The 26,385-nt window shown below is 70.1% G+C and carries 21 protein-coding genes; 5 read left to right on the top strand and 16 right to left on the bottom strand.

Annotated elements, in window-relative coordinates:
- A partial coding sequence (locus ACLF5H_RS34455; protein ID WP_421679933.1) for a hypothetical protein occupies positions 1-256 on the bottom strand: 256 nt, incomplete at its 3' end.
- A gap of 262 nt (positions 257-518) precedes the next feature.
- A complete protein-coding gene (locus ACLF5H_RS34450) occupies positions 519-1,295 on the bottom strand; it encodes a TIGR03936 family radical SAM-associated protein (RefSeq protein ID WP_421679932.1) in 777 nt (258 codons plus the stop codon).
- A gap of 271 nt (positions 1,296-1,566) precedes the next feature.
- Here ACLF5H_RS34450 and ACLF5H_RS34445 point away from each other — a divergent pair, with 271 nt between their 5' ends.
- Positions 1,567-2,421, top strand: a complete 855-nt coding sequence (locus ACLF5H_RS34445) for a YhjD/YihY/BrkB family envelope integrity protein (protein WP_421679931.1) — start codon at positions 1,567-1,569, stop codon at positions 2,419-2,421.
- Between the two features lie 254 nt (positions 2,422-2,675).
- On the opposite strand, the gene ACLF5H_RS34440 is transcribed toward ACLF5H_RS34445, so the two are convergent.
- A complete protein-coding gene (locus ACLF5H_RS34440; protein WP_421679930.1) occupies positions 2,676-3,851 on the bottom strand; it encodes a CopD family protein in 1,176 nt (391 codons plus the stop codon).
- Positions 3,852-4,038: 187 nt separating this feature from the next.
- On the opposite strand from ACLF5H_RS34440, the gene efeU reads away from it, so the two are divergent.
- From efeU to efeB, 3 genes are all read left to right on the top strand, one after another.
- Positions 4,039-4,896, top strand: coding sequence for an iron uptake transporter permease EfeU (gene efeU, locus ACLF5H_RS34435; protein ID WP_421679929.1), 858 nt, complete (start codon positions 4,039-4,041; stop codon positions 4,894-4,896).
- A 65-nt stretch (positions 4,897-4,961) separates the two neighbouring features.
- Positions 4,962-6,107, top strand: coding sequence for an iron uptake system protein EfeO (gene efeO / locus ACLF5H_RS34430; RefSeq protein WP_421679928.1), 1,146 nt, complete (start codon positions 4,962-4,964; stop codon positions 6,105-6,107).
- Positions 6,107-7,363, top strand: coding sequence for an iron uptake transporter deferrochelatase/peroxidase subunit (gene efeB / locus ACLF5H_RS34425; protein ID WP_421679927.1), 1,257 nt, complete (start codon positions 6,107-6,109; stop codon positions 7,361-7,363). Before efeO ends, efeB begins: the two co-directional genes overlap by 1 nt.
- 63 nt (positions 7,364-7,426) lie before the next feature.
- Here the strand turns inward: efeB and ACLF5H_RS34420 are convergent, their stop codons facing one another.
- The 12 genes from ACLF5H_RS34420 to ACLF5H_RS34365 form a co-directional block, all read right to left on the bottom strand.
- A complete protein-coding gene (locus ACLF5H_RS34420) occupies positions 7,427-9,388 on the bottom strand; it encodes a TIGR03960 family B12-binding radical SAM protein (RefSeq protein ID WP_421679926.1) in 1,962 nt (653 codons plus the stop codon).
- Between the two features lie 70 nt (positions 9,389-9,458).
- A complete protein-coding gene (locus tag ACLF5H_RS34415) occupies positions 9,459-10,958 on the bottom strand; it encodes a CHAD domain-containing protein (protein WP_421679925.1) in 1,500 nt (499 codons plus the stop codon).
- A 74-nt stretch (positions 10,959-11,032) separates the two neighbouring features.
- Positions 11,033-12,229 (bottom strand): rod shape-determining protein RodA, encoded by a 1,197-nt coding sequence (gene rodA / locus ACLF5H_RS34410; RefSeq protein ID WP_085564718.1) that lies wholly within the window; start codon positions 12,227-12,229, stop codon positions 11,033-11,035.
- On the bottom strand, positions 12,226-14,481 hold the full coding sequence (gene mrdA / locus ACLF5H_RS34405; RefSeq protein WP_421679924.1) for a penicillin-binding protein 2: 2,256 nt from the start codon (positions 14,479-14,481) through the stop codon (positions 12,226-12,228). The genes rodA and mrdA overlap by 4 nt, the downstream gene beginning before the upstream one ends.
- Positions 14,482-14,654: 173 nt before the next feature.
- Positions 14,655-15,335 carry a rod shape-determining protein MreD gene (mreD, locus tag ACLF5H_RS34400; protein WP_421679923.1) on the bottom strand — a complete coding sequence of 227 codons (681 nt, stop codon included), beginning with the start codon at positions 15,333-15,335 and terminating at the stop codon, positions 14,655-14,657.
- A 13-nt stretch (positions 15,336-15,348) separates the two neighbouring features.
- A complete protein-coding gene (gene mreC, locus ACLF5H_RS34395; RefSeq protein WP_421679922.1) occupies positions 15,349-16,359 on the bottom strand; it encodes a rod shape-determining protein MreC in 1,011 nt (336 codons plus the stop codon).
- 168 nt (positions 16,360-16,527) lie between these two features.
- Positions 16,528-17,547, bottom strand: coding sequence for a rod shape-determining protein (locus ACLF5H_RS34390; RefSeq protein ID WP_046421714.1), 1,020 nt, complete (start codon positions 17,545-17,547; stop codon positions 16,528-16,530).
- Between the two features lie 207 nt (positions 17,548-17,754).
- Positions 17,755-18,168: a nucleoside-diphosphate kinase gene (gene ndk, locus ACLF5H_RS34385; protein ID WP_093678346.1), complete on the bottom strand. Its 414-nt coding sequence runs from the start codon at positions 18,166-18,168 to the stop codon at positions 17,755-17,757.
- A gap of 66 nt (positions 18,169-18,234) precedes the next feature.
- A complete protein-coding gene (locus tag ACLF5H_RS34380; protein WP_086808261.1) occupies positions 18,235-18,588 on the bottom strand; it encodes a DUF4233 domain-containing protein in 354 nt (117 codons plus the stop codon).
- A gap of 10 nt (positions 18,589-18,598) precedes the next feature.
- Positions 18,599-20,113, bottom strand: a complete 1,515-nt coding sequence (gene folC, locus ACLF5H_RS34375) for a bifunctional tetrahydrofolate synthase/dihydrofolate synthase (protein ID WP_421679921.1) — start codon at positions 20,111-20,113, stop codon at positions 18,599-18,601.
- Positions 20,114-20,547: 434 nt separating this feature from the next.
- Positions 20,548-23,172: a valine--tRNA ligase gene (locus ACLF5H_RS34370; protein WP_421679920.1), complete on the bottom strand. Its 2,625-nt coding sequence runs from the start codon at positions 23,170-23,172 to the stop codon at positions 20,548-20,550.
- Positions 23,173-23,305: 133 nt separating this feature from the next.
- Positions 23,306-23,647, bottom strand: coding sequence for a zinc ribbon domain-containing protein (locus ACLF5H_RS34365; protein ID WP_421679919.1), 342 nt, complete (start codon positions 23,645-23,647; stop codon positions 23,306-23,308).
- Between the two features lie 305 nt (positions 23,648-23,952).
- Here ACLF5H_RS34365 and ACLF5H_RS34360 point away from each other — a divergent pair, with 305 nt between their 5' ends.
- Entirely contained in the window at positions 23,953-24,972 is a 1,020-nt protein-coding gene (locus ACLF5H_RS34360; protein WP_421679918.1) for a hypothetical protein, read from the top strand.
- Between the two features lie 109 nt (positions 24,973-25,081).
- Here the strand turns inward: ACLF5H_RS34360 and clpX are convergent, their stop codons facing one another.
- Entirely contained in the window at positions 25,082-26,368 is a 1,287-nt protein-coding gene (gene clpX, locus ACLF5H_RS34355) for an ATP-dependent Clp protease ATP-binding subunit ClpX (RefSeq protein ID WP_037651828.1), read from the bottom strand.
- Positions 26,369-26,385 lie beyond the last annotated feature (17 nt).

Genomic DNA, 26,385 nt, shown 5'->3' with positions numbered 1-26,385 from the left:
CGGCACGGCGGCGCGGACGCGCGGCGGGTGCGGCTTCCTCGGCCGCCTGCGCGGGCTGGGCCTCGGCGGCGGTCTCCGCCGTCTCCTCGGTGTCCTCCGCGGCCGGTATGGCCGGGACGGTGACCTCGGTGGGCGCCTCCGCCGCGACGGGCGGGCCCGCGGGGCGAGAGGCGGCACGGCGACGCCTGCGCGGCGGCAGGGTGTCGCTCGGTGTGTTCAGTTCGGAACCCTCGATGGGTTCGGTCGGCTCGAGCATGCGGGCGTTTCTCCCGTCAGGCTCCCGGGCGCCGCGCCTGGTTCCGGCACCGGCCCGAAGGGGCCGCCCACCGGTGACGTCCGCGGCCCGCGCGATGCGCGATGGCCGCCGTCCGGGGCGCGGGCGCCGCACGGGAGCACTCTGTGTCCTGTCTCGCCGGTTCCGTACGCCTTGTCGGTACGGCCTGGCGAAAGTCTTCTGGTCGGTGCGCTGCCCGACCCAGGTGGCTCCCGAGTACGAGGGCGGCGCTACGGCGTGCGTCCTACGCGGGACCTTCCGGCGCCGGCGCCGTCGCGGCGGCAGCGGGTACGGCCACTGGGGCCGTGACTGCCTCGCGGTCGGGCGCGAGCGGGTCGGTCACCTCACCGGTCTCTTCATCGAACAGCCCCTGCGCCAGCCTGGTCACCGCTGCGGGGACCGGCGGCGCCAGGTCGGCCACGGCGCGGAGACCGGACAGGACGTCGTCGGGTCGTACGGCAGGCGTCACGTGCCGAACAACCAGCCGCAGTATCGCACAGGGCTGGTCGGTCGGCCCATCAGCCGGTGCGCCGTGCGCCTGAAGGCTCGCCACGGCCGGGCGGGCGTCGAAGGTGCGCACACCGTTCTTGGCCATGCGCTGCACCTCGACGGACTCGGCCCCGTTGAAGGCCTCGACCGCGCGTTCGGCGTCGGCCGGATCGACTCCGGTGAGCCTGAGCTCCCAGACGGAGGCCGTCAGCCGGTCGGCGAGACCCGAGGTGTGCGCCTCGACCGCGTCGACGATGTCGAGCCCGGTGGGCAGCGACTCGTCGAGGAGGACGCGCAGTTTCTCGGGGTCGCGCGACGCGGTGAGCGCGATCTCCAGGTACTCCGCCTCACTGCCGGTGCCGGTGGGTGCGGCATTGGCATACGACACCTTCGGGTGCGGCGTGAATCCGGCCGAGTAAGCCATGGGCACCTCGGCGCGGCGCAGCGCACGCTCGAAGGCGCGCTGGAAGTCTCGGTGGCTGGTGAACCTCAGGCGGCCGCGCTTGGTGTAGCGCAGTCGGATGCGCTGCACCGCGGGTGCGGGCGGCGGGCCTTCGGGCTGTCGCTTGCCCAGTGTCCTAGTCCTTCGTGAGAGCGGTCGTACTCCTCTCAAGAGTACGTGCCACGGCGCTCCGGGGTTCCCGTCGTGTCGACCGGGAGCGGGGCGGGCACGGACGGTTACCCTCCCTTTTGCTGACTTTGCCCCCTTCTGACGATCCCCGGAGGGTACGACGGCGGAGAACCGCGGCCGGCGCCTGCTCAGGACCCTCACCTTCTGGCTGCGTCCTGCGTTCACGCTGCGGGTGCTGAGCCGTTTCCAGCGGGTCGCGGGCTTCGACCGCTCCATGGCCCTCGCCTCCAGCGCCCTGACCGCGCTGGTGCCGCTGGTGATCCTGGGCGCGGCGGTGCTGACCAGCGTCGGCTCGTACGACATCGCGCATCAGCTGATCACCCGGTACGGCCTGACCGACGAGGGCGCGGCGGCGGTCGACGCGCTCTTCTCGCCCGAGCAGGAGCAGGTGGACGTCAGTGTCCTCGGCGTGCTGTTCCTCGCGGTCTCGGCACTGAGCTTCACCCGGGCGCTGCAACGCCTGTTCGAGCAAACCTGGGAGCTCCGGTCCCTCAGTGTGCGCAACACCCGCAACGGGCTGGGCTGGCTGCTCTCCGGTGCCTGTTACATGGCGATCAGCGCCCTGATCCAGTCCTTGCCGAGCGAGAGCCGGGCGCATCTGCTCAGCGCGGCGGTCGAGTTGCCGGTGACCGCGGTCTTCCTGGTCTGGACCGGCGTCCTGCTGTCCGCCCGCCGGGTCGCCTGGCGCGATCTGATCCCCTTCGGTATCACCGGCGCGGTGGCCATCGCGGTCTACTCCGTGGGCGCGACCCTCTACCTCCCGCACCTCTTCAACACCTCCGCCCAGCGCTACGGCGTCGTCGGCGCGGTCTTCGCGATGATCTCCGCCCTCTTCGCGGTCATGCTCTGCATCGTCGGCGCCTCGGTGATGGGCCGCGAGATCCGCGACGAGCTGACCCGCATCTCCCACGGCGAACGCACCCCCGACGACGAGGTCCGCCGCCAATGGAACGACGTCGTCTCCCAGACCCGCTCCCGCTGGCGCTCGGTCCGCCGACAGGTGATCCGTCATCACACGGACGACTGACGAGACACCGCGGGCCCCTGACGGAAAGTCATGCTCCCGGCAGACGCCGCGTGCCCGCATTTCCGGACGGGACCTGCGATTCCCTGGCGACACCGCTGCTCGGCGTTCCGTCACGGTGCGCCACATCCGACCGGTTCGCTCGGCCTCGAACCCGCCCATCTGATTACGTAACGTGAACACTCCGACGCCTCACACCCGGGCGGATGCCGACGCCACGACCCCGGAACCGCCCCCCCTCGCCTTCATTTCGAAGGTCAAGCGGCCTCCATGGACGCACCCGGTCGGCGGGACAGGGCGTCGGAGGTTCTGGCCGTGGCGTAGAGGGAGGCCGCGAGGGCGAGGGCGAGGGTGGCGCCCGCGGTGAAGACGCCGGCCGACGGCTCGGCCGGGGGGCTGCCGGCCTCCGCGCGGGCGGAGCCGCTGAGGAAGGGGACCACCACGAGGACGGCCAGGCCCAGGACGACCTCGCCCCAGACGACCTTGGGGAAGTGCCGGAGCGTCAGACGGAAGAGCGAGGCCGTCTCGCCCGCCCGCCGGGCCCGGGTCATGCGCGGCATCAGCCAGAACTGGTTGAAGGCGCCCGCGGTGACCAGCCCCAGCACGAGAAGGATCTTCACCAGCAGGGCGAACCCGTAACCGGTGGTCCACAACTGGCTGATCCGGCCGACGTGTTCCCAGCTCATCCACAGCCCCGAGACGACGACGGCGGCGACACAGACCATCGCGACAAGGCTGAAGCGGCGCCACATGTCCGCCCAGAGCAGCCCCGCGTCCGGGCTCAGTCGGCGGCGCGCACCGGCGAGGACGCTCAGCAGGACCAGGCCGCCGAGCCACACCGTGCCGCTGACGATATGGATCTGGGTGAGGACCAGGTCCAGGACGTCGTCCGCCGACAGCGCGGTGCTGACCGGGACCGCGGCGATCAGGGTCACCGCCAGCGCGAGCGGCAGCACGGCGAGGGCGACCCGCTCCAGCCGGTGCCGCGCCCCGCGCCCGAACAGGGCCATGAGGGCGGCCGCGGTGGCGAGGAGGACGAGGTTCTGCACCAGGAAGACGGTGCCCTGCGCGATCCAGGCCCCCTTGTCGGCGGGCGCCCGCAGGAACCGCCATATCCGCCCCGGCGCGAGGGCGTCGCCGAAGGGCATGCCCGCGCCCGCCCGGGCCACGCGCGCGGCGAGCTGGAGGTATCCGGTCACCAGCAGCAGCACACCGGCCCAGGCGAGGAAGAGCGCCGACCGGTGGCGCAGCACGGAGACGTCGTCGGCCGCGTCCGAGGCCCCCTTGAGCGCCGGACGGACGGTGGTCGCGAAGGTGACGAGACCGCCGATGGAGCCGGTCAGGCCGATGAAGTAGCCCGTCTTGGTCACGGCCCGCCAGGTTTCGGGCAGGGCGTATCCGGCCGTGTCCCCGGCCAGCAGCAGTTCAGTCATGGCAGGTTAGGCTAACCTAAGTTATACATAAGGCCGACGGTGAACATCAGGCCGTTCGCGAGCCATGCACCGCCCGGACCCCGGCCCGCAGCGTCATTACTCACCCTTTAGGTAAGGCTAACCTTACCTTTCATCAGTGGGGCTTACTCTCAGACACGTTCGAGCGCTGTCCGGAAGGAATGTCCCTGTGATCCCCACTCTTGTGATCGGGCTGCGGGAGGGCCTTGAGGCGTCGCTCATCGTCGGCATCATCGCCGCCTTCCTCGCCGGCGCCGGCCGCCGCGACGCCCTGCGCCAGGTGTGGATCGGTGTGGTCGCCGCCGTCCTGTTGTGCCTGGCGATCGGGATCGGGCTGATCACGCTCTCCCGTGAACTGCCGCAGCGCCAGCAGGAAGGACTGGAGACCGTGATCGGCGCGTTCGCCGTCGTCATGGTCACCTTCATGATCCTGTGGATGAACCGGCACGCCCGCGGCATGAAGAAGGAGCTGGAGGGCCAGGCCGCACACGCGCTGGCCCAGGGATCCGCCCGGGCCCTCGTGGCCATGGCCTTCCTCGCCGTACTGCGGGAGGGCTTCGAGACCGCCGTGTTCCTCATCTCCGTGATCCAGAACAGCACCAGTGTCGCGAGCGGCACCACCGGTGCGCTGATCGGCATCCTGATCGCGGTCGTGATCGGCTACGGCATCTACCGCGGCGGAGTCCGCCTCGACCTGGGCCGGTTCTTCAAGGTCACCGGCCTGGTCCTGGTCCTCGTCGCGGCCGGCCTGGTCATGACCGTCATGCACACCGCCCATGAGGCCGGATGGCTGAACGCCGGTCAGGCCCAGGCTGTGGACCTCGGCTGGCTGGTACGCCCCGGCACCGTGGTGTCCTCCCTGCTGACCGGCGTCCTGGGTCTGCAGCCGCAGCCCGTCGTCGCCGAAGCGGTGGCCTGGCTGGTGTACGCGCTGCCGATGCTCGCCTATGTCGCCTGGCCGCGCCGCGCCGCCCGCCCCGCGGGCAAACCCGCTCCGGCCGCGGTGGAGAGCACCGAACACGCCTGACCGCGCCCGCCCCTTCCCCACCCGATTCCCCTGCACCACCCCTGAGCCCGAGGGAGCACTGTCCCATGCCCAGATCCACCACGCCGCGAGTCCTCCAGGTCACCGGCCTCCTGGCCATCGCCGGGCTCGTCGCCACCGGATGCGCCAAGAACAAGACGGACAGTGCCCCCGCCGGCGCGGCCAAGGTCTCCGTCGAACTCGACGACAACGGCTGCCACGTCTCGCCGAACTCCGTGGCCGCGGGCCCGGTCACCTTCACGGTGAAGAACACCAAGGCCGACAAGGTCTCCGAGGCCGAACTGCTGCGCAACGACATCATCATGGGCGAGAAGGAGAACCTCTCCCCCGGTCTGTCCGGCACCTTCTCGCTGCATCTGAACGGCGGCAAGTACCAGGTCTACTGCCCCAACGCGAAGACCGAGAAGACCGCGTTCACCGTCACCGGCGCGGCGGCCAAGGCCTCGCAGGACCCCAAGGTCAAGGCCGATCTGGACCAGGCCGTCGGCGGCTACCAGAGCTACGTCGTCACCGAGGTCGACAAGCTGGTCCCGGCGACGAAGAAGTTCACCGACGCGGTCCGGGCCGGTGACATCGCCCGCGCGAAGCAGGCGTTCGCACCCGCCCGCTACTACTACGAAGAGGTCGAACCGGTCGCCGAGAGCTTCGGCGACCTCGACCCCGACATCGACGCCCGGGTCAACGACGTCACGGACCAGTCCAAGTGGACCGGCTTCCACCGCCTGGAGAAGGCGCTGTGGCAGGACAAGTCCCTGACCGGCACGGCCCCGATCGCCGACAAGCTCGACGCCGACGTGGCGAAGCTCAAGTCGCTGGTGGCGAAGACGTCGTACCAGCCGGCCCAGCTCGCCAACGGCGCCACCGATCTGCTCAACGAGGTCGCCTCCAGCAAGATCACCGGTGAGGAGGACCGCTACAGCCACACCGACCTGTCCGACTTCGAGGCCAACGTCGTCGGCGGCGAGAAGGCGTTCGACCTGCTGAAGCCCGCCCTCACCCGGATCGACCCGACGCTGGCGAAGACGGTCACGCAGCAGTACGCGAGCGTGCTCACCGCGCTCCAGCCCTACAAGAAGGGCTCCGGGTACGTGGACTACTCCACCGTCGGCGACGACAAGCGGCGCGTGCTCACCCAGAAGGTCGACGGACTCGCCGAACCGCTCTCCCAGGTCGCCGCCAAGGTGAACGGCTGATGGGCGAGCGCCATCACTCCCGCCGGGGGCTGCTCGCCCTCGGCGGGGCGGCCCTCGCGGGCGGAGCCGCCGCCGGGACCCTGACCGGCTGCCGGTCCGAGTCCCACGCCGCCGCGGCCCCGGCCGACCGGGTCCCGTTCCACGGCACCCACCAGGCCGGTATCGCCACCCCGGCCCAGGACCGGCTGGCCTTCGCCGCCTACGACATCACGGCGACCGGCAGCGTCCAGGAGAAGCGGGCCGCCCTGCGGGCCCTGCTGCGGACCTGGACCGCGGCCGCCGCGGCGATGACCCAGGGCCGCACCGTGCCGGGCGACAACACCGACCTCAGCGCCCCGCCGGCCGACACCGGCGAGGCGTACGGGCTGTCCCCGGCCAACCTCACGATCACCTTCGGCCTCGGCACCTCGCTGTTCGACGACCGGTTCGGGCTCGCCGACCGCCGCCCGGCCGCGCTCGCGGACCTGCCGCATCTGCCCCCGGCCGATCTGGACCCGGACCGCAGCGGCGGCGACCTCGCGATCCAGGCGTGCGCCGACGATCCGCTCGTCGCCTTCCACGCCATCCGCAACCTGGCCCGGATCGGCCGGGACACCGTGGTCATGCGCTGGTCCCAGCTCGGCTTCGGCAAGGCCGCCTCCAACGGCGCCGACCAGCAGACCCCGCGCAACCTGATGGGCTTCAAGGACGGCACGCGCAACATCCACGGCGACGACACCGACCTGATGGACCAGCACGTATGGGTCGGCAAGGAGACCGATCAGGCGTGGATGCGCGGCGGCAGCTACCTGGTGGCCCGGCGGATCCAGATGCGGATCGAGGGCTGGGACCGCGACTACCTCGCCGACCAGCAGAACGTGTTCGGCCGCTACAAGTACTCCGGGGCCCCTCTGACGGGCTCGAAGGAATTCGATACCCCCGACTTCAAGGCCAAGGGCGCCGACGGCCAACCGGTCATCCCGGCCAAGGCGCACATGCGGCTGGCCGCCCACGAGAACAACGGGGGCATCCGCATCCTGCGGCGCGGCTACTCCTTCACCGACGGCATCGTCGCGGCCAGCGGCGAACTGGACGCCGGACTGTTCTTCATCGCCTTCCAGAAGGACCCGCGCGAGCAGTTCGTGGCGCTCCAGCGCAAGCTCGGCATGAACGACGCCCTCAACGAGTACATCCAGCACGTCGGTTCCGGCCTGTTCGCCTGCCCGCCCGGCGTCACCGCCCCCGGCCGCACCTGGGCCGAGGAACTGCTCGCCTGACGAACCCGACGGCAACGAGCCCCTTCCCACTCCGGGAAGGGGCTCGACCGTCACTCGAACTCGTCAGTGCGTGTGCCCGCTCGCCGCCGGTGCCGGGCCCGTGTTCTTCACGGTCAGTGGCAGCAGCTTCTTGCCCGTCGGGCCGATCTGGATGTGGGTGTCCATCTGCGGGCAGACACCGCAGTCGAAGCACGGGGTCCAGCGGCAGTCCTCGACCTCGGTCTCGTCGAGGGCGTCCTGCCAGTCCTCCCAGAGCCAGTCCTTGTCGAGACCGGAGTCGAGGTGGTCCCAGGGCAGGACCTCCTCGTAGGTGCGCTCGCGGGTGGTGTACCAGTCGACGTCCACGCCGTGGGCGGGCAGGGCCTTGTCGGCGCAGGCCATCCAGCGGTCGTAGGAGAAGTGCTCGCGCCAGCCGTCGAAGCGGCCGCCGTCCTCGTAGACGGCGCGGATGACATCGCCGATCCGGCGGTCACCGCGGGACAGCAGTCCCTCCACGATGCCGGGCTTGCCGTCGTGGTAGCGGAAGCCGATGGAACGGCCGTACTTCTTGTCGCCGCGGATCTTGTCGCGCAGCTTCTGCAGCCGCGCGTCCGTCTCCTCCGCCGACAGCTGCGGCGCCCACTGGAAGGGGGTGTGCGGCTTGGGGACGAAGCCGCCGATCGAGACGGTGCAGCGGATGTCGTTGGCCCCCGACACCTCGCGGCCCTTCTGGATGACATGGGTCGCCATGTCGGCGATCTGGAGCACGTCCTCGTCGGTCTCCGTGGGCAGGCCGCACATGAAGTACAGCTTCACCTGGCGCCAGCCGTTGCCGTAGGCCGTGGCGACCGTACGGATCAGGTCCTCCTCGGAGACCATCTTGTTGATGACCTTGCGCATGCGCTCGGAGCCGCCCTCGGGGGCGAAGGTGAGCCCGGAGCGGCGGCCGTTGCGGGTCAGCTCGTTGGCCAGGTCGACGTTGAAGGCGTCCACCCGGGTGGAGGGCAGCGACAGGCCGATCTTGTCGTCCGTGTAGCGGTCCGCCAGGCCCTTGGCGATCTCGCCGATCTCCGAGTGGTCCGCGGAGGACAGGGAGAGCAGGCCGACCTCCTCGAAGCCGGTCGCGTTCAGACCGCGCTCCACCATGTCGCCGATGCCCGTGATGGAGCGCTCGCGCACCGGGCGGGTGATCATGCCCGCCTGGCAGAAGCGGCAGCCGCGGGTGCAGCCGCGGAAGATCTCCACCGACATGCGCTCATGGACGGTCTCGGCCAGCGGCACGAGGGGCTGCTTGGGGTACGGCCATTCGTCCAGGTCCATGACGGTGTGCTTGGAGACCCGCCACGGCACGCCCGACTTGTTCGGTACGACGCGGCCGATCCGGCCGTCGGGGAGGTACTCGACGTCGTAGAACGCCGGGATGTACACCGAGCCCGTTTTCGCCAGCCGGAAGAGGACCTCCTCGCGGCCGCCGGGGCGGCCCTCGGCCTTCCACTGACGGATGATCCGGGTCATGTCCAGCACGGCCTGCTCGCCGTCGCCGATGATCGCCGCGTCGATGAAGTCGGCGATCGGCTCCGGGTTGAACGCCGCGTGGCCGCCGGCCAGCACGATCGGGTCGTCCTCGGTGCGGTCCCTGGACTCCAGCGGGATGCCGGCCAGGTCGAGGGCGGTGAGCATGTTCGTGTAGCCCAGCTCCGTGGAGAAGCTGAGGCCGAACACGTCGAACGCCTTCACCGGGCGGTGGCCGTCCACCGTGAACTGCGGGACGCGGTGCTCGCGCATCAGCGCCTCCAGGTCCGGCCACACGCTGTACGTGCGCTCGGCGAGGACGCCGTCCTGCTCGTTGAGCACCTCGTAGAGGATCATGACGCCCTGGTTGGGCAGACCGACCTCGTACGCGTCCGGGTACATGAGCGCCCAGCGGACGTCGCACTCCTCCCAGTCCTTGACGGTGGAGTTGAGTTCTCCGCCTACGTACTGGATCGGCTTCTGCACGTGCGGGAGCAGTGCTTCGAGCTGCGGGAAAACCGACTCGACAGGCATCTCGCGAACCTTCATGAGCGGACAGGGGTGACCATCCAGCGTAACCCGCCCGCGAGCCTCCTCCGAACGGTCAGCCGATCGAGCGGTCCACGGCCTTGCGCCACCGCTTCGGCAGCTCGGCCTCCGCTGCCGCCGCCCGCGCCTCCTCCCTGGCGTACAGCACCCCGTAGGGGAACGCGCTCTCCCCCGCCGCATGGGCCACCGCGGCCAGCTCGCGCAGGGTGTGGCGGGCCATGACGCTGTCCTGGTGGTCGCCGAGGAGAGTGGTGAGGGACTTCATGGCGGCGGTGAGCTCGCGGGCGGGGCCGCCGAGCGCGGGGGTGGCGGCCTCGGCGGCGTACCGCGTGCGCTTGGCCTTCTTCCGGGCCTCGTGCAGGGCGAGATCGCGCTCGATGCCGGGCGGCAGGGCCAGCGCCCGCTCGACCAGGGTGGTGAGCTTCGCGAGGTCCTTCTGTACGGCCGCGCCGAGCAATTTCTTCGGTTTCCGCGCGGCGGCCCCCCGCAGCGGCGGGTCCGCGAGCAGGGCGTCCAGGGTGTTCAGCAGGGCGAGGTGGCGGGGGGAGTCCAGGACGCCGGTGAGATGGGCGGGGGCGGCGGCGCCCCCGGCCCGGGCCCAGGAGCTGAGGCGCTCCTGGATCCGGCCGGTGGCCAGGGCGGGCGGGAGGGCGTCGAGGGCGGTGGTCAGCCGCTCGGCCAGCACCTCCTGGTCGCGGTCGACGCCCAGCTCGCCCGCGAGCCACTTCAGCTCGGCGGCGACGGGCTCGGTGACGGCGCGGTCGAGGACGGCGCGGAAGGTGCGCAGGGTGCTGCGGGCGCGGCGGGTGGCGACCCGCATCCGGTGCACCGCGTCGGGCGTGCCGAGTCGTACGGCGGGGTCGAGGGCGACCAGGGCGTCCCGCTGGACACGGAGATGGGCGAGGACGTGGTCGCCCGCGGTGACCGGCTCGGCGCGTGCGCCGGGCGGCCGGCGGAGGCCCCCGGTGAGTTCGAGGGCGCGGGCCAGTTTGGAGGGCGAGGCGGACGGTCGTACGCCCGCCTTGGCCAGGCGTTTCTCCACCCGGTCGAGGAAGGCCGGGTCTCCCCCGTCGGCCAGCTCCACCTCGATCTCGGTCCACCGGGCCCGCCCGCCCGCGCCGGTGAGCCGCTCGGCGGTCACCGCGTCGATGCTCGCCTCGGCCAGCAGGGCGCCGTCCGCGTCCACCAGATGGCGCACGTCCCGGGCGGAACGCAGCCGGACCAGCGGGACCGGCTCCGCCTCCCGGACCCGGGAGCGGACCAGGGCGGCGAGTTCCTCGGGGAGGGTGTCGGAGAGCGGGGCCCGGATCTCGTCGCGGACCCCGGGGGCGACCGGGAGCTTGAGATGCCAGCCTGCGTCGGAGCCGCCGGTGCGGCGGCGCAGGGTGAGGGAGGCGGCGGCGAGGCGTTGGTCGGCGGTGTCGTAGTAGACGGCGTCCAGCTCGACCAGGCCCTTGTCGAGTACGGCGGCCACCCCGCCGACGCCGGTCAGGTCGGGCAGCCCGCCCTCATCGGATTCGTACTTGCGCTCGATCTCGCGTTTCGTCTCCGCCATGATTTGAATCTAGTGCGCGGTGGGTGAATACGGCAGAGGGCGCCCGGGGGGACGCCCTCTGCCGCGGTGAGCCCTTACGCCGACATCGGCCGCTGCACCTTGATCGACTGGAGCAGTCCCACGGCCACCCACACCGCGAACATCGATGATCCGCCGTACGACACGAACGGCAGCGGCAGACCGGTGACCGGCATGATGCCGAGGGTCATACCGATGTTCTCGAACGACTGGAAGGCGAACCAGGCCACGATGCCCGCGGCCACGATGGTGCCGTACAGCTCGGTCGAGTCCCGGGCGATCCGGCAGGCGCGCCACAGGATGACGCCGATCAGGAAGATGATGAAACCGGCGCCCAGGAAGCCCAGTTCCTCACCCGCGACCGTGAACACGAAGTCGGTCTGCTGCTCGGGCACGAACTGGCCGGTGGTCTGCGAGCCGTGGAACAGCCCGGCGCCGGTCAGTCCGCCGGAGCCGATGGCGATGCGGGCCTGGTTGGTGTTGTAGCCGACACCGGCCGGGTCGAGGTCCGGGTTGGCGAAGGCCGCGAAGCGGTTGATCTGGTACTGGTCCAGGATGTGCAGCTGCCAGATGGCGATACAGCCGACCACACCGGTGGCGAGCAGCCCGAACACCCAGCGGTTGGAGGAGCCGGAGGCGAGCAGCACGCCCAGGATGATGGCCACCATCGCCAGCACCGAGCCGAGGTCCGGCATCAGCAGCAGGATCATGCAGGGCACCGCCGCGAGGCCCAGGGACTGCGCCACGGTGCGGTGGTCCGGGAACGGCTTGTCGCCCGCGTCCACCCGCGCGGACAGCAGCATCGCCATGCCGAGGATGATCGCGATCTTGAGGAACTCGGCGGGCTGGACGGAGAAGCCGCCGATCACGATCCAGTTGCGCTGGCCGTTGATGGTCGCGCCGAGCGGGGTGAGCACCACCAGGGCGAGCAGCACCGAGGCGCCGTAGAGGACCGGCACCGCGTTGCGCAGGGCGCGGTGGCCCAGCCAGAGGGTGGCGAGCATCAGGGCGAACCCGATGCCCAGGTTCATCAGGTGCCGCTCCAGGAAGAAGTAAGGGTCTCCCTGGTTGATCTCGGTGCGGTTGCGGGTCGCGGAGAAGACCAGCATCGAGCCCATCAGCGACAGGGCGATCGCGGACAGCAGTATCGGCCAGTCCAGGCGCCGCGCCAGCGAGTCGCGGGCGAAGAGCCGGGTCCAGCCCGCCCGCGCGGGTCCGTACCCGGAGACGGAGAAGCTGTTCGCGCCGGTCATGAGGGCATCCTCCGGCTTCCGCGCCTACGGCGCGGCCGCCGCCTTCGGGGGTTGGTGTTGTCGTCGGTGGGCGGCGTGGTGCCCGCGGGCTGCTGGTCGCTGCCGTTGCTCGGGTTGTTCTTCTGGGCGGCCTCGGTGTCCTTCGCCGCGTCCTTGGGGACCGCCGGGGCGACGATGGTGCCGTCGGTGCGGACCTTCGGCAGGGACGCCTGCGGCTCGGGCAGGAACGCCTTCTTCTGGTCGACGGAGCCGTCGCCCTGGACGCCGTAGAGCGCGCTGTAGATGTTGCGCACGGCCTCACCGGAGGCACCGGAACCCGTACCGGCCTGGGCGATCGTCATGATCACCGTGTAGTCCTTGGAGTAGGTGGCCATCCAGGAGGTGGTCTGCTTGCCGTAGACCTCGGCCGTACCGGTCTTGCCGTGCAGCGGGATCTTGTCCTGCGGCCAGCCGCTGAACTTCCACGCGGCCGTACCCCGGGTGATGACGCCCGCGAAGGCGTCGTTCATGCCCTTGAGGGTGGCCTGGGTGATCGGCAGCTTGCGCTGCACCTGGGGCTTGATCTCCTGGACGGTCTTGCCGTCGGGGCTGACGATCGCCTTGCCGATGGTCGGGACGTACTCGGTGCCGCCGTTGGCGACGGCGCCGTAGATCATCGCCTCCTGGATCGGGGTGACGAGGGTGTCGCCCTGGCCGATGGAGTAGTTGATCTCGTCACCCTCGCGCATCTTGTCGCCCTCGAGGCAGTTCTCGTAGGCGATCTTCTCGACGTAGGTGCCGTCCTTCTTGCCGGTCTTGCACCAGGAGTCCTTGTTGGCCTTCCAGTAGTCCAGCTTCCACTGGCGGTCCGGGACGCGGCCGCCCACCTCGTTCGGCAGGTCGACGCCGGTCGGCTTGCCCAGTCCGAACTGGTGGGCGGTCTTGAAGAAGTAGTCCTTCGGCTGGCCCTTCTTCGGGTTGATGCCGCCGTCCCGCTTCCACTCCTTGTCCGCGATGCCGTAGAACACGGTGTCGCAGGAGACCTCCAGGGCGCGGCCCAGCGAGATGTCGCCGAAGTTCTCGCCCTCGAAGTTCTTGAAGATCTGGTTGCCCACGCGGTAGTCGCTGGTGCAGGGGTAGCCGCCGTTCCACGCGTAGCCCGCCTGGACGGCGGCGGCCGTGGAGACCACCTTGAAGGTCGAGCCGGGCGCGGCCTGACCCTGTATGGCCCGGTTGAGCAGCGGGTAGTCGGAGTTCTTGCCGGTGAGGGCCTTGTAGTCCTTGGCGGAGATGCCGCCCACCCAGGCGTTCGGGTCGTACGTGGGCGCCGAGGCCATGGCGACGATGCGGCCGGTCTTGGCCTCCATCACCACGACGGCGCCGGAGTCGGCCTTGTAGTTCTCACCGGTGATGGAGTCGAACTGGGTGCGGGCGGACTTCATCGCCTTGTCCAGTTCGTACTCCGCGACGCGCTGGACGCGGGAGTCGATGCTGGTGACCACGTTCGAACCGGGCTCGGCCGCGTCCGACTTGGCCTTGCCGATGACCCGGCCGAGGTTGTCCACCTCGTAGCGGGTCACGCCGGCCTTGCCGCGCAGCTCCTTGTCGTACTCCCGCTCCAGGCCCGAGCGGCCGACCATGTCCGAGCGCAGATAGGGCGAGCTGGTGTCCTTGGCCTTCTGGATCTCGTCGTCGGTGACCGGCGAGAGATAGCCGAGGACCTGCGCGGTGTTGGACTTGCCGGGGCTCGGATAGCGGCGCACGGCCTCGGGCTCGGCGGTGATGCCGGGGAAGTCCTCGGAGCGCTCGCGGATCTGTAGAGCCTGGCGGGGCGTGGCCTTGTCGGTGATCGGGATCGGTTGGTACGGCGATCCGTTCCAGCAGGGCTGGGGGGTCTTGGCGTCGCAGAGGCGGACCTTCTGCATGACCTCCTCGGTCGGCATGCCGAGGACCCCGGCCAGCTTGGTCAGGACCGCCTTGCCGTCGTCCTTCTGCTTGAGCAGGTCGGTGCGAGAGGCGGAGACCACCAGCCGGGTCTCGTTGTCCGCGAGGGGCACGCCGCGGGCGTCCAGGATCTCGCCGCGCACGGCGGGCTGGACGACCTGCTGGACGTGGTTGCCCGACGCCTCCTTCTGGTACTGCGCGCCCTCCCGGATCTGGAGGTACCACAGCCGGCCGCCGAGCGTGCCGAGCAGGGAGAGGACGAGGATCTGGATCACGACGAGCCGGATCTGGACCCGTGGGGTCCGGCCGGTCTCGGGGATGTTGGTCACTGCGGGCTGCTCCCCCTCTCAGCGCACGGACGCCCGGACGCGCGGCGCGTGTGTGCGACCGGACCGCGCGCGTACGAATGATGAACGATCAGTCTGTGAGCCCGCGTTCCGCGAAAGCCGACCCGTACGAGTGAATGTGCGGAGCCCGGACGCCCCGGAGGCCTGACGTGCGTTCACAGCCGCTTGACCCCCTTGATCCGGCCGACCCGGGCGGAGCGGGTGCGGGCCTTGGCCTTGAGCGCGCCGAGGCCGCCGCGCTGGCTGCCGATGCGCAGCCCGGTGCCGGAGGACAGCCAGCCCGAGGAGATGTCGGCCGCCTTGGCGCTGGTGGCGGTGGTCTCGGTCAGCGGATCGTTGTCGCAGCGGCGGGCCAGCCACATCACCGCCGGCACCACGAACGGGGCCAGCAGCAGGTCGTACAGGGCGGCCGAGATCAGCAGCCCGGGCAGCCCGACATGGCGGGCGGCGGTGTCGCCGACCAGGGCGCCCACCCCGGCGTACAGCAGCGTGGAGCCGATCGCGGCGACGACGACCACGGCCATCGGGCCGGTCGCCGACCTCAGCCGGCCGTTCTCCGGCTTGACCAGCCCGGCGAAGTAGCCGGTCACACAGAGCACCAGGGCGTAGCGGCCCGCCGCATGGTCGGCGGGCGGGGCCAGGTCGGCCAGCAGACCGGCGGCGAACCCGACGAGGGCGCCGCCGACATGGCCGTACACCATGGCGAGGCCGAGGACGGTCAGGAGCAGCAGATCGGGGACGGCGCCCGGCAGATGGAGGCGGGCGAGAACGCTCACCTGGATCACCAGGGCGACCACGACCAGCGGCACGGAGAGCAGGATCCGGTTGACACGCATGGGGATTGAGCTCCTACGGCTGCTCGTCGGTCTGCGGTTCGTCGGTCCGGGACGGATCGGACGGCGACTGGTCGCTCTGCGACTGATCGCTCTGGCCGCCGCCCTGGTTCGCGCCCGCGGACGGGGTGACCGTGACGGTCACGGTGGGCGTCGGGACCGGCTTGGGCTTGCTCGGCAGGACCTCGTCGCGCGGGTCCTTCTTCGGCGCCTGGACGACCACGCCGACGATGTCGAGCTTGGTGAAGCTGACGTACGGGGTGACGTACAGGGTGCGGGTCAGGCCGCCGCCGGAGGGGTCGACACGCGAGACCACACCGACCGGCACACCCGGCACGAACGGCTTGTCGGACTCCGAGCCGAAGGTGACCAGGCGGTCGCCCTTCTTCACCTCGGCCTTGCCGTTGAGGAGTTGGACGCGCAGCGGGCGGTCGCCCTGCCCGGAGGCGAAGCCGAGTTCGTCGCTGCCCTCCATCCGGGTGCCGACGGTGAAGTCCGGGTCGTTGGCGAGCAGCACGGTGGACGTGTCGGGCCCGACCGTGGTGACCCGGCCGACCAGTCCGTCGGCGTTGAGGACGGTCATGTCCCGCTTGATGCCGTCGCTCGCGCCCACGTCGATGGTGATGGTCCAGGAGAAGCCCTGCGCCGACCCTATGGCGACGACCTGGGCGCCCTTGATGCCGTACTGGCCCTCACCGGCGAGCTTCAGCATGCTGTCGAGCTGGTTCAGCCGGCTGCGGCTGCGGTCGTCGCTGCCGAGCTTCGCCTTGAGGGCCGCGTTCTCCTTCTCCAGCGTGGCGAGCCTGCTGTGCCGCTCGCCCGAGTCGCGGATCGCGGAGACGGCGTTGCCGACCGGGTCGACCGCCGAGGACAGTCCGTCCTCCACCGGGCCGAACACGGTGGCCGCGGCCTGCCGGGCACCGTCGACCGGGGAGTTCCGGCCCCCTCGGATATCCACGGTGATCAACGCGAACGCGACGGCGATCAGCAGGACCAGGAGCAGCCGGCTCTCTTTGGTGTCCCTCACGTGCGGCGGCCGTGCCCTTCCTCAAGTAGGAATTCGTCGGGTCCCCGGAAAAAGCGCGAAAGGTGCGGCGCAAATCCAAGCGGCCCATTTGGGGGAGCTTATGCCTCTATATCAACGATCCGCCGTACGAGAGGAGAACGTCTCGTACGGCGGAATCGATGCGCCGTGTCATCGACGCGGCTGCGCGTCCAGAACCTGCTGGAGCGCCTCGAACTCCTCGACGCACTTTCCGGATCCGAGCGCCACGCTGTCCAGCGGGTCCTCGGCGATATGGATCGGCATGCCGGTCTCGCGGCGCAGCCGCTCGTCCAGGCCGCGCAGCAGGGCGCCGCCGCCGGTCAGCACGATGCCCCGGTCCATGATGTCGCCGGACAGCTCCGGCGGGCACTTGTCGAGGGTCGTCTTGACCGCGTCCACGATCGCGTTGACCGGTTCCTCGATCGCCTTGCGGACCTCGGCGGCCGAGATGACGACGGTCTTGGGCAGCCCGGACACCAGGTCCCGGCCGCGGACTTCGGTGTGCTCGTCGGAGTCGAGTTCGTACGCGGAACCGATGGTGATCTTGATCTGCTCGGCGGTGCGCTCACCCAGGAGAAGGCTGTACTCCTTCTTGATGTACTGGATGATCGCGTTGTCCAGCTCGTCGCCCGCCACCCGGATGGACTGGGCGGTGACGATGCCGCCCAGCGAGATGACCGCGACCTCCGTGGTGCCGCCGCCGATGTCCACCACCATGTTGCCCGTGGCCTCATGGACCGGCAGGCCGGAGCCGATGGCCGCGGCCATGGGCTCCTCGATGATGTGCACCTGGCGGGCGCCCGCCTGGGTGGAGGCCTCGATGACCGCGCGGCGCTCGACGCCCGTGATGCCCGAGGGCACGCAGACCACGACGCGCGGGCGGGCCAGATACCGGCGCTTGTGGATCTTCAGGATGAAGTAGCGCAGCATCCGCTCGGTGATCTCGAAGTCGGCGATGACGCCGTCCTTCAACGGCCGGACCGCCACGATGTTCCCCGGCGTCCGGCCGATCATCTTCTTCGCTTCGGCGCCGACCGCCAGGATGCCACCGGTGTTGGTGTTGATCGCGACGACGGACGGCTCATTGAGCACGATTCCGCGACCCCTGACGTACACCAGCGTGTTGGCGGTCCCGAGGTCGACAGCCATGTCACGGCCGATGAACGACATTGAGTTCCCCATCCGGATTCATCTGGCCTTCCTGAGCTTTTGAGGGCATGTCAGGCAGGCGAGGCGGGTGCTGTGACGTGAAGGCTTCCATCGTAAACGCGCCTGCACGAACACTGCGCGAGGGTCTCCGCCATTGTCACCAGATGGCGGGCCGCCCCGCTTGTGGAGACGGGCGTTCGGGGGCGCGCGTTCCCTCTATCGCCGGTATTACGCGCGGCCCGGGAAGAAGATCTTCACCTCGCGCTCGGCGGACTCCTCGGAGTCCGAGGCGTGGATCAGGTTCTCCCGGACGATGACGCCGAAGTCGCCCCGGATGGAGCCGGGCTGGGCGGCGATCGGGTCGGTCGGACCGGCGAGCTGGCGCACGCCCTCGATGACCCGCTCGCCCTCGACGATCAGGGCGACGACGGGGCCGGAGGACATGAACGCGACCAGCGGCTCGTAGAAGGGCTTGCCCTTGTGCTCGCCGTAGTGCTGCTCCAGCGTGTCCTGGTCCAGGGAGCGCAGTTCCAGCGCGGTGATCTGCCAGCCGGCCTTGCGCTCGATACGGCTGATGATCTCGCCGGTCAGGCCGCGCCGGACGGCGTCGGGCTTGAGCAGGACGAGGGTGCGCTGGCTCACGAGGGGACTCCTTACGCGTGGGACGTGTGCGGTGGGACGAGGTTACAGGGCGTATCCGGGCGCCCGTTACGCAGCGTCAGCCGAGGACTCGGCCTGGGCCGCGAACCGGGCCTTGGCCTCGTCCACCTTTCGCCCGAAGTGCACCGAAGCCCACCACAGGGCGGCGAACACCACGCCCATGAAGTACATGGTCGGCACGAAGACACCGGAGGCGATCAGGGCGATCTGGAGGGCCCAGCCGAGGGCGACGCCCCCGGGCCGGGTCACCATGCCGCACAGCAGCACACACAGGGCCATGGCGATGCCGCTGACCAGCCAGACGGTGGAGACCGACAGGCTCGGGTCCTTCATGGCGACCAGACCGGCGAAACCGATGACGAAGAACTCGCCGATCAGCGTGGATGAACAGAGCGTACGCACGTCGGACTCCTCAGCCCTTGCCCAGCAGCAGCCGGGCCTCGCCGACCGTGATGACGGAACCGGTGACCAGCACACCGCCGCCCGCGAACTCGCCCTCCTCCTCGGCCAGCGTGATCGCGGCCTCCAGGGCGTCGGGCAGCCTCGGTTCGACCTGGACCCGCTCGTCGCCGAAGACCTCGACGGCGATGGCGGCCAGTTCGTCCGCGTCCATGGCGCGGTGGCTGGAGTTCTGGGTGACGACGACCTCGGCGAAGATCGGCTCGAAGGCCTCCAGCAGCCCGCGCACGTTCTTGTCGCCGCTCGCGCCGACCACGCCGATCAGCCGCGTGAAGTCGAACGCCTCGCGCACCGCCTCGGCGGCGGCCTCGGCACCGGCCGGGTTGTGCGCGGCGTCCAGGACGACGGTGGGAGACCGTCGTACGACCTCCAGGCGGCCCGGGGAGGAGACGGCGGCGAACGCCTTGCGGACGGTGTCGATGTCCAGGGGTTCGGCGCGCTGGGCGCCGACGCCGAAGAACGCCTCCACGGCGGCGAGCGCCACGGCCGCGTTGTGCGCCTGGTGGGCGCCGTGCAGCGGGAGGTAGACCTCGGGGTACTCGCCGCCGAGACCGCGCAGGGTCAGCATCTGTCCGCCGACGGCGACCTGGCGGGCCACGACGCCGAACTCCAGGCCCTCGCGGGCCACGGTGGCGTCGACCTCCACGGCCTTCTTCAGCAGCACCTGGGCGGCGTCCACGGGCTGCTGGGCCAGGATGACGGTGGCGCCCTGCTTGATGACGCCGGCCTTCTCACCGGCGATCTCGCCGGTGGTCTCGCCGAGGCGGTCGGTGTGGTCCAGGCCGATCGGGGTGACGACGGCGACATCGCCGTCGATCACATTGGTGGCGTCCCAGGAGCCGCCCATGCCGACCTCCACGACGGCCACGTCGACCGGCGCGTCCGCGAAGGCGGCGTAGGCCATGCCGGTGAGGACCTCGAAGAAGGACAGCCGGTACTCCTGGGCGGCGTCCACCATCTCGATGTACGGCTTGATGTCCTGGTACGTCTCGATGAAGCGCTCGGCGGAGACCGGGGCGCCGTCCAGGCTGATCCGCTCGGTGATCGACTGCACATGGGGGCTGGTGTAGCGGCCGGTGCGCAGCTCGAAGGCGCCGAGCAGGCATTCGATCATGCGGGCGGTGGAGGTCTTGCCGTTCGTACCCGTGATGTGGATCGAGGGGTACGAGCGCTGGGGGTCGCCCAGCACGTCCATCAGCGCGGAGATCCTGCTGACCGAGGGCTCCAGCTTGGTCTCGCCCCAGCGGGTCGCCAGCTCCGCCTCGACCTCGCGCAGGGCCTTGTCGACCTCCGGGTCCTCGGGACGCGCGGGCACATCGGCCCCCGGCGCGCCGCCGTGGGTACGGAGGGTCCGGCTGCCGGCCTCGATGACGGCCAGATCGGGGTCGCGGTCGGTCTCGGCCTCGATGATCTCCTCGAACGGGTCGAGGGGGCCGGGCCGGTCGTTCTCGTGCGGGAGGTCGCTCACGGGTATCAGTCTACGGAGGCGGGGAGAGGCTTGCGGCGCCGGTTCGAAGGCGGCTGATCGTCACACCCGGCCGCGGGCCCGCCATGGCTTGTCGCGCAGTTCCCCGCGCCCCTGAGGATGCCGATGGCTCCGGTACCTCATCGTTGCCGGAGCCATCGGCAACGCAAAACGTTTTGCGCTCCCGGCGGCCTCTCAGCCTCTGAGGGGGCGGAACCGCGGCGCCTCACCGGGGCCAGCGCCCACCAGGGCGCCGAGCCGACGCAGGCTCCGGGTGGATCCCAACACCAGAAACGCCGGAAAACCGGCGCCTCGTCGGCACGAGAGCGGTCGGCAGCGCAAAACGACTTACGCTTCCGGCGGCTTCCCGGCCCTGAAGACGCCCGAGGGCCCCGGCACCTCGCCGGTACCGGGGCCCTCAGCCTGCATAAAACGACTCACGCTGCCGGCAGCTTCTCCAGCTGGGACTGGATGCGGGTGATGTCGTTCTCCGCCTTGGTGAGGCGGGTGCGGATCTTGTCGACCACGTTGTCCGGGGCCTTGGCGAGGAACGCCTCGTTGCCCAGCTTGGCGGTGGCCTGGGACTTCTCCTTCTCGGCGGCGGCGAGGTCCTTCGCCAGGCGCTTGCGCTCGGCGGCCACGTCGATGGTGCCGGAGAGGTCGAGGGCGACCTCGGCACCGGCGATCGGCAGGGTGGCCGTCGCCGTGAAGGAGTCGCCCTCCGGCTGGAGGCGCAGCAGCTGGCGGATGGCCGCCTCATGCGGCGCCAGCGCCGTGCCGTCCAGGGTCAGCCGGGCCGGGACCCGCTGGCCGGGCTGGAGGCCCTGGTCGGCGCGGAAGCGGCGGACCTCGGTGATCACGGACTGGAGCGCGGAGATCTCCTGCTCGGCGGCCGTGTCGCGGAAGCCGCTGTCGGCCGGCCACTCGGCGATGACGATCGACTCGCCGCCGGTCAGCGTCGTCCACAGCGTCTCCGTGACGAACGGGACCACCGGGTGCAGCAGCTTCAGGGTGACGTCCAGGACCTCGCCCAGGACCCGCTTGGAGACCTCGGCCTGCTCGCCGCCCGCCTGGAAGACGGTCTTGGACAGCTCGACGTACCAGTCGAAGACCTCGTCCCACGCGAAGTGGAAGAGGGCGTCCGACAGCTTGGCGAACTGGAAGTCCTCGTACAGCGCGTCGACTTCGGCCACGACCGAGTTGAGGCGGGAGAGGATCCAGCGGTCCGTCGCCGAGAGCTTCGACGCCTCGGGCAGCGGGCCGTCGACCGTCGCGCCGTTCATCAGCGCGAAGCGCGTCGCGTTCCAGATCTTGTTGGCGAAGTTGCGCGAGCCCTGGACCCAGTCCTCGCCGATCGGCACGTCGACACCCGGGTTGGCGCCGCGGGCCAGCGTGAAGCGCAGGGCGTCGCTGCCGTACTTGTCCATCCAGTCCAGCGGATTGACCGCGTTGCCGAAGGACTTCGACATCTTCTTGCCGAACTGGTCGCGGACCATGCCGTGCAGGGCGATGGTGTGGAACGGCGGGGTGCCGTCCATCGCGTACAGGCCGAACATCATCATCCGGGCGACCCAGAAGAACAGGATGTCGTAGCCGGTGACCAGGACGGAGTTCGGGTAGAACTTCGCGAGCGACTCGGTCTGTTCGGGCCAGCCCAGGGTGGAGAAGGGCCACAGGCCGGAGGAGAACCAGGTGTCGAGGACGTCGGTGTCCTGGTGCCAGCCCTCACCGGCGGGCGGCTGCTCGCCGGGGCCGACGCAGACGACTTCGCCCTCGGGGCCGTACCACACCGGGATCCGGTGGCCCCACCACAACTGCCGCGAGATGCACCAGTCGTGGAGGTTGTCGACCCAGTCGAAGTACCGCTTCTCCATCTCCTGCGGATGGATCTTGACCTTGCCCTCGCGGACCGCGTCACCCGCGGCCTTGGCGAGCGGGCCGACCTTGACCCACCACTGCATGGACAGGCGCGGTTCGATGGTGGTCTTGCAGCGCGAGCAGTGGCCGACGGAGTGGACGTACGGCCGCTTCTCGGCGACGATCCGGCCCTCGGCGCGCAGCGCGGCGACGATGGCGGAGCGGGCCTCCAGGCGGTCCATGCCCTGGAAGGGGCCGTGCACGGTGATCACGGCGTGCTCGTCCATCACGGTGATGGACGGCAGGTCGTGGCGCTGGCCGATCTCGAAGTCGTTCGGGTCGTGCGCCGGGGTCACCTTGACGGCGCCGGTGCCGAACTCGGGGTCGACATGGGCGTCGGCGACGACCGGGATGGAGCGGTCGGTCAGCGGGAGCTTGATGAGCTTGCCGACCAGGTGCTGGTAGCGCTCGTCCTCGGGGTGGACGGCGACGGCCGTGTCACCGAGCATCGTCTCGGCACGGGTGGTGGCGACGACGATGGCGTCGTCCCCCTCGCCGTACTTCATGGAGACCAGCTCGCCGTCGTCGTCCTGGTACTCCACCTCGATGTCCGAGATGGCCGTCAGACAGCGGGGGCACCAGTTGATGATGCGCTCGGCGCGGTAGATCAGCTCGTCGTCGTACAGGCGCTTGAAGATGGTCTGGACGGCCTGGGAGAGGCCCTCGTCCATGGTGAAGCGCTCACGGGACCAGGCGACGCCGTCGCCGAGGCGGCGCATCTGGCCGGAGATCTGGCCGCCGGACTCGCCCTTCCACTTCCAGACGCGCTCGACGAAGGCCTCGCGGCCCAGGTCGTGGCGGGACTTGCCCTCCTTGCCGAGCTCGCGCTCGACCACGTTCTGGGTGGCGATGCCCGCGTGGTCCATGCCGGGCTGCCACAGGGTCTCGTAGCCCTGCATGCGCTTGCGGCGGGTCAGGGCGTCGATGAGCGTGTGCTCGAAGGCGTGGCCCAGGTGGAGGGAGCCGGTGACGTTGGGCGGCGGGATGACGACGGTGTACGGCGGCTTCTCGCTCTTCGCGTCCGCCTCGAAGTACCCGCGCTCCACCCAGCGCTCGTACAGCGGCCCCTCTACATCGGCCGGCGCGTACTGGGTCGGCAGTTCGGTGTCGGGCGCGGGTGGCTGCTGCTGAGCGTTCTCGGTCACGGGGGTCAGTTTAGAGGGGTCACGGGCCGGTCCCGAAACGCGTTTGTTCTCTGGCATCCTCCCCGTGATCAACCGCTACGGGGATTCCTGATGATCTCCTGTTGTCCGCGGGGCAGAGCCCGTGCGGCGAAGGTCAGGGGTTCACGCGCGCCCGCGCGGGTGCGGGGCTCGGACGGCCCACGAGGGGCTGCCGCTGCGTGCTGTGCACCGCATGCCCTGCGGTACGGGGCCGATGGGCCGGCACACGATCGAGGATCACGACCGATGCGTTGTGGTCCGCGTTGTCGGTGTGCCCGCAGCAGGTGCAGACGAAGGCGTCGCGGCTGACGCGTGATGCCGCGTCGCGGGCATGGCAAGCGCCGCATGTCTGCGAGGTTCCGGATGTTTGACCCCGAAATCCACGCCTACGGGCGGCTTGCCGTTGGGTGGGGCCCAAACGCCGGAGCGCAGAACAGCGCGGCAGGTATGGCCCCACTCCCGGAGCCGTTCCGCCTGCTCGGGGGAGGGATGGAGCCGACAGGTACGCCCGGAATCCTCGAAGCCCTTGCGTCGCCTCTGTTCCCGTCGCTCAGGCAATGCCGTTCCCCCGCCGCGAAATCAACGGCATCATGAATCGCCGCGGTGCATCTCCCCTCCGGGAGAGGCCCCGATGCCTGTGTCGCCGTCCGACCGGCCTCGGCATTCACGGGTTTCGTAACGATGCGGCCCCCGGTGCCCTGCGGTTCTCCGGCCTGGTTCAGGATGTCAGGGACATATAAGCGTCCTAGGGGGATCCCAGAGATGAGCAACAACCAGCCGGGCCCGTACGGCCCGCCACCCCAGCAGCCGGGTCCCTACGGACAGCCGGGTCAGCCCGGTCCGTACGGGCAGCCGCAGCAGCCGGGGCCGTACGGTCAGCAGCCGCAGGGCGGCCCCTACGGGCAGCCCCCGCAGGCCTCGCCGCAGCCCGGCTACGGCTACCCCCAGCAGGCCCCGCCGCAGCAGCCGGGATACGGCTACCCCCAGCAGCCGGGGATGCCCCAGCAGCCCGGCCCGTACGGCCAGGCGCCCTATGGCCAGCAGCAGCCCTACGGCGGCATGCCGCAGCCGCCCCAGCCGGGTGGCGGCAAGAAGAAGACCGGTCTGATCATCGGCTCGGTCGTGGTCGTGGCGGCGATCGTGGTGGGCGCGGTCTTCCTGCTCGGCGGCGGCGACGGCAGCAGCAGCGTCGCGGACGACGGCGCGCACAAGCTGATCACCCCGGCGACGGTGATCAACGGGACCTACACCAAGCAGGACGGCTCGGACGGGTCCTCGGAGGGGCTCAGCGACTCCGACAAGTCGGACTTCCAGAAGTGGGGCGTGCAGAACCCCACGGAGGTCAGCTCCAGCTACGAGACCGGCACCGGGCTGACCAAGAAGGGTCTGTCCTTCAGCGGTGTGTACGGCACCGTCAAGGACCCCGAGGCCGTGGTCGACGCGATGTTCGCCAAGATCAAGACCGAGTCGTCGAAGGACCAGAGCGACTCCACCACCAAGGGCAAGATGCTCGGCAGCCCGGAGACCGTGCACCCGGCCGGGTTCTCCGACGGCGTCATGAAGTGCCAGGTGGCGCAGATCGACAACACCGAGTCCTCGTCCTCGGCCTCCGGCATGCCGAAGAGCTTCAAGATGCCGATGTGCATCTGGGGCGACCACAGCACCGTCGCCTTCGTGTCCGACTACAGCGTGGCCTCCCTCGCCTCCGGCCAGTCCGGCTCCCTGGACGAGACCGCCGAACTGGCGGCCAAGCTGCGCGACGACGTGCGGGTCAAGGCGTAACCTGCGTAACCGCCCGGGGGCGTGGGCCCGTTGGCGTCCGCCCCCCAGGCACGCGAAAGGGGCCCCGGTCCGGTGACCGGGGCCCCTTCGGCGTCGTCCGGGCGGCTGGTTACGCCGTCTTCTGCTCGCCCGAGCCCCGACCGCGCGCGTCGCGCGGGATCAGGGTCGGGTTGACGTTGGAGAGGACCACGTCGGCGGTGATGACGACGCGGGCGACGTCCTTGCGGGACGGGACCTCGTACATCACTCCCTGGAGGACTTCCTCCATGATGGCGCGCAGGCCGCGGGCGCCGGTCTGGCGGAGGATGGCCTGGTCGGCGATGGCCTCCAGGGCCTCGCGCTCGAAGTCAAGCTCCACACCGTCGAGTTCGAACAGGCGCTGGTACTGCTTGACGAGCGCGTTGCGCGGCTCGACCAGGATCTGCAGCAGGGCCTCGCGGTCCAGGTTGTGGACCGAGGTGATCACCGGCAGCCGGCCGATGAACTCGGGGATCATGCCGAACTTGACCAGGTCCTCCGGCATGACGTCCTCGAAGACGTCCTTGGCCTCCAGCTCGCGCTTGGACAGGATCGTCGCGCCGAAGCCGATGCCCTTGGCGCCCGCCCGCGACTCGATGATCTTCTCCAGACCGGCGAAGGCACCGCCCACGATGAACAGCACGTTCGTCGTGTCGATCTGGATGAACTCCTGGTGCGGGTGCTTGCGGCCGCCCTGCGGCGGCACCGAGGCGGTGGTGCCCTCCAGGATCTTCAGCAGGGCCTGCTGCACGCCCTCGCCGCTGACGTCCCGGGTGATCGACGGGTTCTCGCTCTTGCGGGCCACCTTGTCGATCTCGTCGATGTAGATGATGCCCGTCTCGGCCTTCTTGACGTCGTAGTCGGCGGCCTGGATGAGCTTGAGGAGGATGTTCTCCACATCCTCGCCGACATAGCCCGCCTCCGTCAGCGCGGTCGCGTCGGCGATGGCGAACGGCACGTTCAGCATGCGCGCCAGGGTCTGGGCGAGGAGGGTCTTGCCGGAGCCCGTGGGGCCCAGCAGGAGGATGTTGGACTTCGCCAGCTCGATGGCGTCGTCACGGCCGCTCGCGCCGCCGTTCTCGCCCGCCTGGACCCGCTTGTAGTGGTTGTACACCGCGACGGACAGCGCCTTCTTGGCGGCCTCCTGGCCGACCACGTAGCCCTCGAGGAACTCGTAGATCTCGCGGGGCTTGGGCAGCTCCTCCCAGCGCACCTCGCTGGTCTCGGCCAGCTCTTCCTCGATGATCTCGTTGCAGAGATCGATGCACTCGTCGCAGATGTAGACACCGGGCCCTGCGATGAGCTTCTTGACCTGCTTCTGGCTCTTGCCGCAGAACGAGCACTTGAGCAGATCGCCGCCGTCACCGATGCGTGCCACGGTGTGCTTCCCCTTCG

This window comes from Streptomyces sp. LaBMicrA B280 (genome assembly GCF_049222185.1).
In the GTDB taxonomy this organism is placed as follows: domain Bacteria; phylum Actinomycetota; class Actinomycetes; order Streptomycetales; family Streptomycetaceae; genus Streptomyces; species Streptomyces murinus.
This window is presented reverse-complemented; position numbering and strand designations above follow the sequence as displayed.

Excerpts from the sequence above, each read along its gene's own strand:
- ACLF5H_RS34440 (WP_421679930.1), bottom strand. The coding sequence starts at position 3,851 with ATGACTGAACTGCTGCTGGCCGGGGACACGGCCGGATACGCCCTGCCC.
- efeO (WP_421679928.1), top strand. The coding sequence starts at position 4,962 with ATGCCCAGATCCACCACGCCGCGAGTCCTCCAGGTCACCGGCCTCCTG.
- efeB (WP_421679927.1), top strand. The coding sequence starts at position 6,107 with ATGGGCGAGCGCCATCACTCCCGCCGGGGGCTGCTCGCCCTCGGCGGG.
- ACLF5H_RS34420 (WP_421679926.1), bottom strand. The coding sequence starts at position 9,388 with ATGCCTGTCGAGTCGGTTTTCCCGCAGCTCGAAGCACTGCTCCCGCAC.
- ACLF5H_RS34415 (WP_421679925.1), bottom strand. The coding sequence starts at position 10,958 with ATGGCGGAGACGAAACGCGAGATCGAGCGCAAGTACGAATCCGATGAG.
- rodA (WP_085564718.1), bottom strand. The coding sequence starts at position 12,229 with ATGACCGGCGCGAACAGCTTCTCCGTCTCCGGGTACGGACCCGCGCGG.
- mreD (WP_421679923.1), bottom strand. The coding sequence starts at position 15,335 with ATGCGTGTCAACCGGATCCTGCTCTCCGTGCCGCTGGTCGTGGTCGCC.
- ACLF5H_RS34390 (WP_046421714.1), bottom strand. The coding sequence starts at position 17,547 with ATGTCGTTCATCGGCCGTGACATGGCTGTCGACCTCGGGACCGCCAAC.
- ACLF5H_RS34360 (WP_421679918.1), top strand. The coding sequence starts at position 23,953 with ATGAGCAACAACCAGCCGGGCCCGTACGGCCCGCCACCCCAGCAGCCG.